Source organism: Clostridiaceae bacterium, from assembly GCA_012840395.1.
In the GTDB taxonomy this organism is placed as follows: Bacteria; Bacillota; Clostridia; order Acetivibrionales; family DULL01; genus DULL01.
Genome location: DULL01000047.1, coordinates 14293 through 28444, shown reverse-complemented (window position 1 = coordinate 28444; position 14152 = coordinate 14293). Strand labels below are relative to the sequence as shown.

9 protein-coding genes are annotated in these 14152 nt (G+C 37.1%); 2 read left to right on the top strand and 7 right to left on the bottom strand.

From position 1 onward, the window contains the following. Nucleotides 1-7 precede the first annotated feature (7 nt). Both hisH and hisF read left to right on the top strand, forming a co-directional pair. The gene (gene hisH, locus GXX20_05965) at nt 8-628 is read left to right on the top strand and encodes an imidazole glycerol phosphate synthase subunit HisH (GenBank protein ID HHW31207.1); all 621 of its coding nucleotides are present in this window, start codon (nt 8-10) and stop codon (nt 626-628) included. After that, the gene (gene hisF, locus GXX20_05960) at nt 622-1419 is read left to right on the top strand and encodes an imidazole glycerol phosphate synthase subunit HisF (GenBank protein HHW31206.1); all 798 of its coding nucleotides are present in this window, start codon (nt 622-624) and stop codon (nt 1417-1419) included. The genes hisH and hisF overlap by 7 nt, the downstream gene beginning before the upstream one ends. 62 nt (nt 1420-1481) lie before the next feature. Here the strand turns inward: hisF and GXX20_05955 are convergent, their stop codons facing one another. The 7 genes from GXX20_05955 to GXX20_05925 form a co-directional block, all read right to left on the bottom strand. Beyond that, nucleotides 1482-4319: a PAS domain-containing protein gene (locus GXX20_05955; protein ID HHW31205.1), complete on the bottom strand. Its 2838-nt coding sequence runs from the start codon at nt 4317-4319 to the stop codon at nt 1482-1484. Between the two features lie 517 nt (nt 4320-4836). Beyond that, nucleotides 4837-6204: an APC family permease gene (locus GXX20_05950; protein ID HHW31204.1), complete on the bottom strand. Its 1368-nt coding sequence runs from the start codon at nt 6202-6204 to the stop codon at nt 4837-4839. Nucleotides 6205-6527: 323 nt separating this feature from the next. Continuing rightward, nucleotides 6528-7709, bottom strand: a complete 1182-nt coding sequence (locus tag GXX20_05945; GenBank protein HHW31203.1) for an LL-diaminopimelate aminotransferase — start codon at nt 7707-7709, stop codon at nt 6528-6530. A 2-nt stretch (nt 7710-7711) separates the two neighbouring features. Next, entirely contained in the window at nt 7712-8440 is a 729-nt protein-coding gene (nadE, locus tag GXX20_05940; protein HHW31202.1) for an NAD(+) synthase, read from the bottom strand. Beyond that, nucleotides 8437-12372 carry a carbamoyl-phosphate synthase large subunit gene (gene carB / locus GXX20_05935; GenBank protein HHW31201.1) on the bottom strand — a complete coding sequence of 1312 codons (3936 nt, stop codon included), beginning with the start codon at nt 12370-12372 and terminating at the stop codon, nt 8437-8439. The genes nadE and carB overlap by 4 nt, the downstream gene beginning before the upstream one ends. Next, a complete protein-coding gene (locus GXX20_05930) occupies nt 12359-13438 on the bottom strand; it encodes a carbamoyl phosphate synthase small subunit (protein ID HHW31200.1) in 1080 nt (359 codons plus the stop codon). Before GXX20_05930 ends, carB begins: the two co-directional genes overlap by 14 nt. Nucleotides 13439-13532: 94 nt before the next feature. After that, nucleotides 13533-14102: an ANTAR domain-containing protein gene (locus GXX20_05925; GenBank protein ID HHW31199.1), complete on the bottom strand. Its 570-nt coding sequence runs from the start codon at nt 14100-14102 to the stop codon at nt 13533-13535. Between the last annotated feature and the right edge of the window lie 50 nt (nt 14103-14152).

Sequence of the window (14152 nt, the reverse complement as noted above, 5' to 3'; positions counted from 1 at the left end):
ATGATTTGTGATAGGTGTAATAGATTATAAAGCAGGTAATGCCCCAAGTGTACTTAATGCTCTCCAGAAATTAAATATTAACTCAGAGTTAATTTCTACTCCCGAACAAGTAGAAAAGTGTACGGGTATTATTCTGCCCGGTGTAGGTTCCGCAAAGGCAACTATTGATTCTCTCAAAGATATTAACCTTATAGGCGTGCTTGAAGATATGGTGCTGAATAAAGGAACACCCTTTTTAGGAATATGTATTGGACTTCAAATACTGTTTGAGCGCAGTGAAGAAGGAAACGCTAAATGCCTGGGTTGGCTTTCTGGAGAAGTAAAGAAGTTTCCGGAACAAAATGTAAGAGTACCTCAAATGGGATGGAATGAAGTAACTTTTGTAAAAGAACATCCTATCGTGGATGGACTTAACAATAGTGAATTTTTCTATTTTGTAAATTCATACTATGTCGTTCCTGAAAATAAAGATATTGTTTTAGCCAAAACCTACTATGGACTCGAATTCTGCTCTATGATAGCATATAAAAACATATTTGCTGCTCAATTCCATATTGAAAAGAGTGGAGAGATTGGACTTAGACTCCTTAAGAATTTTGCTCTAAATACAGGAGGTTCATTATGCTGACAAAAAGACTTATCGCTTGCTTTGATATAAAAAATGGTATGGTGACAAAAGCCCATAAATTCCAGAACAATATTGAGGTAGGTTCAGCTGTGGATATAGCCCGCAAAATTTATGATGATCAGATTGACGAGATAATTTTCTATGATATAACTGCCAGTGCAGAAAAAAGAAAAATTGATATAGAAACTGTAAGGAATGTGGCCAAACATGTTTTTGTTCCCTTCACCGTTGGCGGAGGAATAAAAAATCTCGATGACATGTATGAAGTACTGAAAGCTGGTGCTGAAAAAATCAGTGTAGACTCAATGGCTGTCAGAAATCCTTCAATAATACGTGAAGGTGCTCAGGCTTTCGGCCGCCAATGCATAGTTCTTAGTATGCAGGTTAAAAGAGTAGAAAAAAGCATAAGAATTCCGAGCGGATATGAAATAGCTATAGATGGAGCAAGAGTGTTTACAGGTATGGACGCCATAGAATGGGCAAAAAGAGGAGAAGATTTAGGAGCAGGAGAAATCTGTGTTAACAGTATTGACCAGGATGGTACGCACATGGGTTATGACATCGAAATAACATCACGTATTTCTGAGGCAGTAAATATACCTATAATAGCATCCGGTGGAGCCGGAACACCTGAACATATTGTAGAAGCCTTTACAAAAACCGGGGCTTCAGCAGCAATTATCAGTTCAATGCTTTATTCCCCGCGAATGAAAAAAAATTATTCAGTTAAAGAAATAAAACAGGTTTTACAGGAACATGGTATCCCCGTCAGACCCTGGATTAATTATTAATTTATTATTAACTGTTAACTATTGTTTGATCAATTATTGATAGGCAAATAAAGATTGCTTTTTTATTTGTCAACTTTTACCATATCTATAAATTTATTAACAACAATTGGATCAAACTTAATACCAGCATTTTTTTTAAGCTCCAAAATAGCTTCTTCATGACTTATTGCATTTTTATATGATTTGTTTGTCATTACATCATAACTCTCTGCTACTGCAATAATTCTTGAAAGAATTGGAATCTCTTCACCCTTGAGTCCCCTAGGATAACCAGTACCATCCCATCTTTCGTGATGTGATAAAACAGGTTCTGCTAAATCCAAGGTATAATCAAAGATGTTTAATATTCTATAGCCTACAACCGGATGTTGCTTTATTTTTTTCTTCTCCTGGTGTGTTAACGGTTTGTCTTTATTAAGTAAACTTTCATCCAAAATCACTTTTCCTATATCATGTAAGAATCCTGCTTCTTTTAGCTTTCTTATCTCTAATTCAGGCAATCCCATTGCCCTGCCTATATTCTCACAGATTTTGCTGACATTTTTAGAATGTTCTGCTTCTTTTGGGCTATGTTCATATAATGTACTAACAATCGTTTTTACACCAGTCCTTTTAAGCTTACTGCTGTCTAGAGTTTTTGCAAAATACATTTTACTTTCAGCGTTCTTTAGTGTAAGTAGAATATCATCATCCTCGTTAACCTTAGTATCGTATCCTAAAGAAATACTACCTCTAATTGCTTTAACCTTTTCTTTAGAAAATTGTTCTTTTATATTTAACATGATATCTTCTGCTTCTTCTGCTTTTGTTTTAGGTAATAATATGATGAATTCATCTCCTCCCATACGTGCAATGATATCACCTGCTCTGCAAACTTTTCTAAATGTATCTGCTGCCTTTTGCAAAAGCAGGTCACCTGTCTCACGGCCAAAAATATCATTCGCAAGTTTTAACCCATTCATATCCCCCATGATTATTGAGATGGGAAGATTATTTTTAGTGTCTAATCTTTTAATTTCTTCCTCAAAGAACACACGGTTATAAAGACCTGTCAGAGAATCATGGGTACTTAAGTATTCTATCTTTTTTCTTTGTTCTCTCTTTTCTGTTACATCTCTGAAAACTAGAGCAACACCAATTGTTATATTTCTATCATCTTTAATAGGTGCAGCGCTATCTTCTATATAATATTGGGTTCCGTTTCTGGAAGTTAACACAACATTATTACCTAATTCTTGAATAGTATCTGTTTTTAAGACCTTCTCAATGGGATCCTCTATATTAACTCTTTCATCCTCATGAGACAAAACAAAAACCTCCTTATAGTGTCTTCCCTCCGCTTCCTTAATTGTCCATCCGGTTAACTTTTCAGCCGCTCTATTTAGCATTGTGACTTCTCCCTCTAAGTTAACTACCATAACGCCATCACCAATTGATAACAGAGTCTGCAGAAATTTGTTTCTTTCAACTGCCAATTTTACAAGAGTTTCTCTTCTTTCCTTAGCATTCCATACTCCATTCATCAATGTGATCATCTGATAAATGTCATTATAGTCGTAGTCATAATCCTTATTTGCCAACCCAACTACTGCCACAATATTATTATCTATAACTACAGGAATGAACATGAACCTGGAAATATGTATATGACTCTCTGGATATCCTTCCTTCATAATATCTGGCATCTTATAGTCATTGACAATAATCGGTTTTTTCTGATATACAACCTCTCCCCACAGTCCTGTCATCTCGAGTTGGTTCCTTATTTGTTTTTCAACTATTGTACAATCAGGCATTACATCTTTTGACCAGGAGTTTAGAATAAACTCCTTTTTTTCTTCATTATACAAGTATATATACCCATATTTACTTTCAGTTAACTTTAGGGATTCATTTAATGCATAATCAAGCTGCTCCTGTACAGATTCGAATTTCCGACTGAGAACATCTACGAGAATTTGATTACGCAACAGTGCTTTTCCTTCCTTTTTTCTATTGATGTATGCCTCAGTTATATCCTCAATAAATGCTCCGACTCCATAATGTCCGTTAATTAGTTTTACTGGAAATTTTATGATTTTAAAAATTCTGTCCTTCCAGGCTAATTCAGTCTGGAAAACAGTTTTGCTTTCCAACACAGCAAGATCAGTTTCCCGTTGCTTTTCGGCTAATTCTTTATCTGATATTTCGAAATCTTCATGGCCAATAATTTCAGATTCTTCTTTTTTATGAAAGTTCATAACAGCTTTATTGACAAATACATATCTTAGGTTTTCATCTTTTAGGTATATGAGATTATCATAAGAGTTTATATAAGTTTTACGTAATTCATTTAAACTCTCAATTTCATGATTCCGGATTTTTAATTTCTTGAAACTCATGAACAATATAAAACTGAACACCCCTATAATAATGGCGGCACCTGCAAGCGTAAATAATAATATGTTGTTTACAAACCTTTCTTTTTTCTCAAGTTCAACTTTATCGGTTATATCATATACTGTCGCAAAGAGTATAGTTTTGCCATTATAGGTATGTGGGCATGAATAGACCTCAACTGTCCGTATATCTCCATTAGCAAGCCGCTGTTCAAGTATATAGTTGCTTTTATGATTTTTTGCTGCTTCCTGCATTTTTCGATTAACTTCTTCTGATGATAGGACATTTATTTCATGAATTTTCATAGATTCCAATTGTTCAAGTGAATATCCATAAAAAATGCTTGCCGCTTTATTAGCATGCTCAATTTCACCTGTATTTGCATCTATCAATAACATTATTGTTCCATGCTCCTCGAATATCTGATAAAAATCTATTTCTACAGGATGAGCATTTACAGTCATCAAATTATTATACAGAATCATGCTGACCAGGATAAAAATAACCACTACTTTTTTCATATTTTCCCGCAATTCACCTCAAATACTTCCTTTTTAATACATTTGAAAATTGAAAGTATTCGCACTTACAACATCACAACTATCTTGCCTGACAAACAGACACTTATGCAAAAAATCTCAAAAATACATGAAATGGGCTATTAATTTGATTTTTGTAGTTCTAAATATGTACCCATTTTTAATAAAAACAAATCATTCTTCTAAAATTTTTTATAAATTACTAATTTCTTTTAAAAAATTTACAAATTTTCTTTATGTTTTATCCAATAAATATAAATATTTATAATATCAACATATCAACGAATTCAATCTGCACCTTCTTGTTAGGTGATAAAAATTTGCCTAAATTATGATACATTTTTCGACATTATTCGTCAATAAAAACCACTGGCAAAGTTCAAGAATCTTTTCCAGTGGTTTTTATGCAACTATATAAAATAAAAGGCCTGAATCCAATAATATATAGGAATCAGACCCAAGCAATATAATATATTAATAAATGCTAATTCTTTTGTATCTAGTTGACCTTTTGCTTATCAAAACTCTCGCCCTTAAAGAAAACGCCTATAGCCATAATAATAATAAATATAATCAGGTAATATACAACAGCCATGCGGTGAGCGAAACATGCAGCAATTACCATAAAAACACATCCTAATATTGAAAGTGCCGGCATAACAAAGCGTTTAAATGGGCTTAAATCTTTTTCTTTCATCATTAACATAATGAAGATAGGAATATAAGCTCCATAAAGAGTAATTATTGGAAGTTCAGATGTATCAAAACAGAAGGGGCCAAACCATGGTGCTGTCAGATTTGCGCCATAGAAATATAGCAACCAGAATGCGCAAAGCAGCACTCCAAAAATAGATGAGTTTGTTGGCATATTTGTTATCTTATCTACTTGCTTAAATGTTTCCGGAAGAGGACCTCTGTTACGCGTTGCCAGTGAATACATTCCACGGGTACAACCTACCATAAGTCCATTTAAAGTACCGAGGCATGAAATTATTACAAACACAAATATCAATGACCCGGCAACTGATCCGAAAATATTCTGGAAGGCCATCTTTGCCCCTGCCTGGCCGCTTTCCATGAGTGCTTCAGAAGTAACAGCGCCAGCAAGTCCTATGTAATAGAATATGTAAGCACAAACTACGATAAGGGAACCTAAAATAAGTGCCTTTGGCAGATTTCTTTTTGAATCCTTGAGCTCTGCGTTGATTGAAGTGGCAATGATCCAGCCTTCATAGGCAAATGCTACTGCAACAACAGATGCGAATAATCCATTTCCGACACTAACACTTGGATCAACTACATTAGAAAAATTTCTGACCGTCATGCCATTTGCCAAGCCAATGATAGTTCCTATAACTGCCATTAGTGTTATCGGAATGAGCTTTATAACTGTGGTAGAAACTTGAAACTTTCCTGCAAGAATGGGAGAAAGGGCATTCATTGCATAGCTTGCTACCAGGTAGAAACAGGCGATAGTCATACATGAACCACCTGTAATATCCCAGTTAAGCAATACACAAGTATAGCGGGCAGAAACCCAGGCAAGCACAGAGGTGAGTGTTGGATTGTATATGACGGCCATAAACCAGCCTACATAGTAGCCATATTTATTGCCAAGGGCTGCTTCTGCATAGTCCACTATACCATTGACCTTCTCATATTTAGTAGCCATAATAGCAAAGGTATAAGAACAAATAATCATAATAAGTCCAACAATGCCCCAGGCTGCAATACCCAGCGGCATGTTTCCGCCTGTAGCTTTAAGTACAGCCTCTGCCTTGAAAAAGACCCCACTTCCGATGACAATTCCTACAACCATAGCTATAGCTGTAGGCAAACCGTACTTTTTCTTTAATTCATTATCCATTTTGTATCCCACCTTCGTGTTATGTTTAATAACCATATTTTAATATAATTTGGTGAAAAATAAAATGCGTAATTTGCATGCAGATAAAAAAATCATAGGAAATGTGCAAGAATGTATGTGTTCGGTGGGATAAAAGCAATTGTTTCCTGTATGAATTTAAGTAATAATAGAGTATTGAAGAAATAATAGCTGACCTACATTCATTCTTTCATTGAGGTGATGGGGAAATATTTCTTTATTGTAAAACCACTGAAAAGGTTGTTATGATAGTTTATATCAATTCAGCTCCCGTTCATAAAAGCGAGAGCTGAATTGATGCTTGGTTAAAACTTCATTTTCCTGATCCTATTCATAGCTTCTATTACATTATCCCTGTTCCCAAAAGCAGTTAAACGGAAAAAACCCTCTCCATTATTTCCGAAACCTGCTCCCGGAGTACCGACTATATTGCATTCTTTTAAAAGAATATCAAAAAATTCCCAGGATGACATATTCTTTGGACACTTAAGCCATATATAAGGTGAATTTTTACCTCCTGTAAACCAAATACCAAGTTCCGTTAAGGTATCCGCAATAATTCGGGCATTTTCAAGGTAATAATTTATATTTTCCTTTATCTGTCTAAATCCTGTTTCACTAAATACCGCTTCCGCTCCCCTTTGTACTATATAAGCCACCCCGTTAAACTTTGTTGACTGCCGCCTGAGCCATAACTTATTTAAAGAAGCGTTGTCCCTTACCAGTTCCTGTGGTACTATTGTATAACCGCAGCGTACCCCTGTGAATCCAGCTGTTTTGGAAAAGGAACAAAATTCAATGGCACATTTTTTTGCTCCTTCAATTTGATAAATACTTGTAGGTAAGGTGCTATCCTGGATAAATATTTCATAGGCGCTGTCAAACAGAATAATTGATTCACGTTCCAGTGCCCAGTCCACCCAAAGCTTTAACTGTTCCTTTGTATAAACAGCACCTGTAGGATTGTTTGGCGAGCAAATATATATAATATGTCCTTCAGTTGTTTCGTCAGGCAAAGGTAAAAAGTTGTTCTGGTCACTGCCATTTACATAAATTATTTTTCTGCCTGCCATAATGTTGGTATCTACATACACAGGATAAACAGGGTCTGGAATAATTACGGTATTATTTACATCAAATATATCAAGAATGTTTCCCAGGTCACTTTTTGCTCCGTCACTGATGAAGACCTCGTTATTATCAAGTGTAACACCTTTCTTTAAATAATAGTCGCATACTGCCTGCCTTAAAAAAGTATACCCCTGATACTCTCCATAGCCTTTAAAAGTATCAGCCTTTCCCATTTCCGAAACAGCCTTTTGCATTGCATCAATAACAGCAGGAACAAGAGGCAAAGTAACATCCCCTATACCAAGGCTAATAATCTCTTTATCAGGGTTTTGGGCTTTGTATTCATTTACTTTCTTTGCAATTAATGAAAAAAGGTAGCTATCTTTTAAATTCAAATAATTCTTGTTAATAATCATATTTAACCTCCATAAACCAGTGGCATTCTCCGTTTATGTTCGCTTGCCCTGTGAAATTTCTCTATAATCAGCCGGTCAGCTTCACTAACTGTGTCTCCTTGCAGATATGTGTCGATAACTTTATAAGTAATCCCCATTTCCTTTTCATCTGTCTGCCCGTCAAACAGGCCTGCAGAAGGGGCTTTTTCAAGTATAGAATTTGTAACTTTCAAAAATCTTAAGAATTCATAAATTTCTGTAACAGTCAAATCTGCAATCGGATTGAAATCATAAGCCCCGTCACCCCATTTTGTAAAATAGCCCATATATCCTTCACTTTTATTGCCCGTCCCTGCCACCAACCTGTTTTCACTGGCGGCAACAGCATAAAGCATCGTCATACGGATTCGTGGCGCAGTATTTGCAAGAGCCATACTGGAAGGAGAAGTGATTTTTCTTATAGAGTTTTCAAACTCATCCATTATGCTGCCTAAATCAATAACTCTTACCTCTATGCCAAATTGCCTGGCAACAGCTAAAGCATCATCTTTATCCTGAGAATAATTGCGTTTGGACCTGCAGGGCATAACAAGCCCTACTGTGTTATCACAAGCCATTTTACATAAAATGCCTGTCAGGGCGCTGTCCTTTCCTCCGCTGTTCCCATAAACAATCCCACTGGCAGAAGCTTGATTTAAACAATCACGTATAAATTGTATTCTGTTTTTTAATTCAATATTATAATCTCTCATATTTCAACCACCCCTTCAAAGACTTTATGGCAGTCTCCAGTCATATATACTCTCTCATCAGTATAATTAATTATAAGTTCTCCTCCTAATAAAAGCACACGGATGTCTTCTCCCTTATTGCAATATCCGTTTAATACAGCTGCAACAGCCGCTGCACAGGCACCTGTTCCGCAAGCAAGGGTTTCTCCGCTTCCCCGCTCCCATACACGCATTTTTAATGTATTATTATCAATGACTTTTACAAACTCGGTATTGACACGTTCAGGGAAAAGTTGATGATTCTCAAACAAGGGGCCAATTTCCTTGAGGTTTAAGTGGTCTATCTCATGACTAAATACCACAGCATGGGGGTTGCCCATTGAAACGCAGGTAATGTGATACAATTTACCACTAACCTCTACAGGTTCATTAATAACACTTTCTCCTTGCAATAACACTGGAATTTTTGAAGGTTCAAGCTCAGCTCTTCCCATATCTACCCTGACAGATGATACAAGACCATTTTTGGTATTATTTTTAAGAGTTTTTATCCCGCTTAATGTTTCAATGGTCATTTCACTCTTTTTTACAATACCGTTATCATAAAGATATTTTGCCACGCAACGGATAGCATTGCCGCACATTTTCCCTTCGCTGCCGTCAAGGTTGAACATCCTCATTTTTGCATCAGCCACATCACTTTTACATATTAAAACAATACCATCGCTGCCTATCCCAAAATGTCTGTCTGACAAAGCAACTGAAAGACTTTCCGGGCAGTTTATCTCACGTTCAAAACAATTGATGTAGATATAATCGTTGCCACAGCCCTGCATTTTTGTAAATTCAAGTTTCATACGCTCAACCCTCATTTCATTAATATTAACAAGTTCAGTATTAATTTCGCTGTAGCTGCTCATAAGGCTTTCTGCAAGCGCATTTGCAGTATCCAGAGAGGTAAGGCACGGAATTCCTAGTCTGCAGGCCTTTCTGCGTAATTTTACATCATCGTCGGCAGGGTCTCTTCCTCTCTCTGAGGTTGAAATAACATAGGAAATCATGCCACTCTCTAAAATTGTCATTGAGTTATTTAAAACACTTTCATGTATTTTATTGATAGTTTTGCAGGAAAGTCCTGCTGCAGATAAAACCTTTCCCGTGCCTTTTGTCGCATAGAGACTGAATCCGAGATTGCAGAATTTTCTTGCCACATCTGCAATTTCACCCTTGTCACTGTCACGGACTGTTATCAGTACGCCACCTTTTTTCCTCATTTTATATCCTGCAGCAACCAGTCCTTTATACAGCGCTTCATTCAAGGTTTTTCCTATGCCAAGTACTTCACCCGTGGATTTCATTTCCGGACCTAAATGTGTATCCACGTCTGTAAGCTTTTCAAAAGAAAACACCGGAACTTTTACTGCTACATAAGGGGGAGTCTTGTATATTCCTCTTCCATATCCTAAACTTGAAAGCCGCTCATCCATACTGACTTTTGTGGCTAGCTCACAGATAGGAATACCTGTAACTTTACTTAAATATGGCACTGTTCGGGAAGCCCGCGGATTGACTTCGATTACATATAACTTATCTCCTGTTACAATATACTGTATATTCACAAGCCCTTTTGAATTCAGGGCAAAGCATATTTTTTCAGTACATTCCAAGATCTTCTGAGCCATTTGATCTTCAATATGAATGGCAGGATAAACGGCTATACTGTCACCCGAATGAATCCCTGTACGTTCAATATGTTCCATAATTCCCGGTATCAATACATCCTGCCCGTCGCAAACAGCATCTACTTCAATTTCTCTTCCGCTCAGATATTTGTCAATCAAAACAGGATTCTCTTGCTCATATCGTAGAATAATATCCATATATTCCTCTATATCTGAAGAAGAAAATGCAATGATCATGTTTTGCCCACCCAGCACGTAGGAAGGCCTCATCAACACGGGATATCCCAGATTTTCCGCAGCAATAAACGCTTCTTCCTTTGTCATTACACAATATCCTTTAGGGCGGTCTATGCCAAGCCTTTCCAATAAAGCATCAAAGCGCTCCCTGTCTTCACAGATATCAATGCTGTCTGCAGAAGTTCCAATAATATTTACACCTTTTTGATATAATTTTTTAGTAAGTTTAATTGCCGTCCCTCCGCCAAATGCAACAATAACTCCAACCGGCTTTTCCATTTCAATTATGCTCATTACGTCATCAACATAAAGTGGCTCAAAGTACAACCTGTCAGCTGTATCAAAATCAGTAGAAACAGTTTCGGGATTGTTGTTAATGACTATAACCTCATATCCCATCTTTTTTAAGGCTTTTACACAGTGAACACAGGCATAATCAAATTCAATACCCTGTCCTATACGAATAGGTCCGCTGCCCAGTACAACAATCCGTTTTTTCGCGTTCTTTTGTATAAATGGCAATGCTTCATTTTCTCCATTTCCTCTTATGGAATAAAAATAAGGTGTTTTTGCTTCAAATTCTCCTCCGCAGGTGTCAACCATTTTGTAGGTTAGCAGTTTGTTCTTGTTATTCTCATCAATATTTGCAAGCTTATATAAAAACCATCTGTCTATTTTTGTTATCGAATGAATTTCATCTATAGAAAAACCCCTCTTTATAGCCTCGTATACCACAAACAGCCTCTCGTCGGTAGCATCGTGCAGAAGGTCACGGATTTTTTTGTCAGACAGTGTTTTTATCTTTGGCAGATTAAGGTCCTTTAAGCCTATTTCCGCACCTCTCACGGCTTTTAAGATAGCATCCTCAAAAGTATCAGATATAGCCATAACTTCGCCTGTAGACTGCATCTGGGTCCCTAATACTTTTTTCGCATAAACAAATTTATCAAAAGGCCATCTTGGAAGTTTTACTGCCACATAATCAAGGGTAGGCTCAAAAGCGGCAAAAGTTTTTCCTGTCACAGCATTAGGAATTTCGTCCAGCGTATAGCCTAAAGCAATCTTTGTTGCTACCTTTGCAATAGGATATCCTGTTGCTTTTGAAGCAAGAGCGGATGAACGGGACACCCGGGGATTTACCTCTATAACCCTGTATTCCATGGAATATGGGTCTAAAGCGAACTGGCAGTTGCAGCCTCCTTCAACTCCCAGCGCTTCTATAATATCCAGTGCAGCCTTCCTTAACATCTGGTATTCCTTGTCAGCAAGCGTTACGGCAGGTGCAATTACGATACTGTCTCCTGTATGTATACCTACAGGATCAAAGTTTTCCATAGAACAGACTGCTATGGTATTTCCGTTTCTATCCCTCATTACCTCAAATTCAATTTCTTTCCAGCCAGCCACAGACTGCTCCACCAGTATCTGATGGATGGGAGAAAGACTAAGCCCATTTCGCGCTATTTCCAGAAGCTCATCTTTATTATTTGCTATACCTCCGCCGCTTCCTCCAAGAGTAAACGACGGGCGGATAATTACAGGATATCCGTTTTCTTCTGCAAATTTCAGGGCTGTATCCACATCCCTTGCAATAACAGAAGGAATAACCGGCTGCCCTGTTTGTTCCATTGTCTCTTTAAAAATTTGCCTGTCCTCTGTCTTTTCTATAGCTTCCAGTGAAGAACCAAGGAGACGGACATTCATTTTATCCAGAAAGCCTTCTTTGGCAAGCTGCATGCTGAGGGTAAGTCCCGTTTGCCCGCCAAATCCGGACAGAATGCTATCGGGACGTTCTTTTTCTATAATCCTTTTTACAGTTGTAAGGGTGAGAGGTTCCACATAAATCCTGTCTGCCATGGAACTATCGGTCATTATGGTAGCAGGATTGGAATTAACAAGAATTACTTCAATTCCATCTTCTTTAAGCATCCGGCAGGCCTGGGTTCCTGCATAATCGAATTCAGCAGCCTGACCGATTACAATTGGTCCCGAACCAATTAGAAGAACTTTTTTAATACTTTTATCTAAAGGCATACTCTTCCACCTTCTCTAAAAACATGTCAAACAAAAAGTCTGTATCTCTCGGCCCTCCGCATCCTTCAGGATGAAACTGCACCGAGAAAACAGGGTAATTTATATATTGCAGTCCTTCACAGGTATTATCATTGATGTTTATAAACCAGGGCTGTGCTATGGATTTATCTATACTTTCGCTGGTTACGTAATATCCATGGTTCTGGCTGGTAATATATAAACGCCCTGTGTCAAAATCTTTTACAGGCTGGTTTGCCCCCCTGTGACCGTATTTTAGCTTTCTTGTTGAAAAACCTTGGGATAGTGCTAATAGCTGATGTCCCAAACATATCCCGAAAATTGGTATTCCTGAATTCACCAGGTGTTTTAAATTATTTATAATCAAAGGATTGTCTGCCGGGTCACCAGGACCGTTAGATAAAACAATCCCTTCTATTCTTTGGTCAATAACCATATCTGCAGGTGTATCATGAGGCAGCAAAATTACCTTGCAGTTTCTTTTTATCAGCTCTCTTGCAATATTCTCCTTGAAGCCAAAATCCAGCAATGCAATGGTGTACCTGCCATGGGGATTTAAAACTTTCTTCTCTTTGACAGAAACACTTTCTACAGCATTTTTTATTGAATAGGACCTGATTTTATCCAAATCCGCTTTTTCTGGATCTGTTGTAATCATTCCGTTCATTGTACCCTGTTCCCTTAATACTTTTGTCAATTCCCTGGTATCAATTCCCCATAGTCCTACTATATTTCGTTCTCTCAAAAAACTATCAATATCACCATTACTTCTGAAATTGGAAGGTTTGCTGCACACCTGTTTAACAATGTATCCACGGGCGGAAATTACATTGCTTTCAAAATCCTCCGGAATAACGCCGTAATTACCGATAAGAGGAAAAGTATGCAGGATTATTTGGCCAAAATAGCTTTTATCCGTCAGGGTTTCAAGGTACCCTGTCATGCCAGTTGTAAACACTATTTCGCCTGTAACTTCACCTACAGTTCCAAAGGAAAATCCTTCAAATATTTTTCCGTTTTCAAGTACTAAAAATGCTTTACTGTTCATTTCTACCTCCAAAGACTATTTGGACAGGTCTTTTATAACATGCTGACAACTTTTTCATATTTTTCTTATAGCTGGTATAAGTTTATATATTGGATCAGTTTTCATATATTTTTAATATCTCCTCAGCTATTTTTCTTCTTGTCATCCTCATATCCATAGCCTGCTTTTCAATATATCTGTGTGCTTCCGGTTCTGTTATGGAAAGATGGGAAATTAGAATGCATTTGGCTCTGTCAATGATTCTTATATCTTCAATTTTTTGAATCAGCTTTTTCTTTTCATCTTCTATGGTTTTAATTTTCTTATGGGCTGCCGAAGCTATCTTTATTGCATTCCATAATAAGGATTTGTTAATGGGTTTTGCTATGGTAATTACCCCATAATCCTCTACTCTATCTGAAATTTCATCGTACAATTCAGACTTTACAATTAAAATCACCTGGCTGGATTCTTTTGCAGCTATATTGCAGGCAAGACTTTCTCCAAACTCATCAGGAAGAGGAGCATTTATAATACATAAGTCAAAGTCCTTTTCTATCAAAATCCGTCTTGCTTCACCAGCATTGGAAGCTGTGGTAATATTTGTCACAGAAGCCTCTGCCAGAATTTCAGCCAAATAAGTGACACTTTTCTCCGAATAAGATATTATAAGCGCACTGTCCATAGAATCCCAGCTTTCCTTATTAAACTAAACAAAACCAAACTAATTCCCTT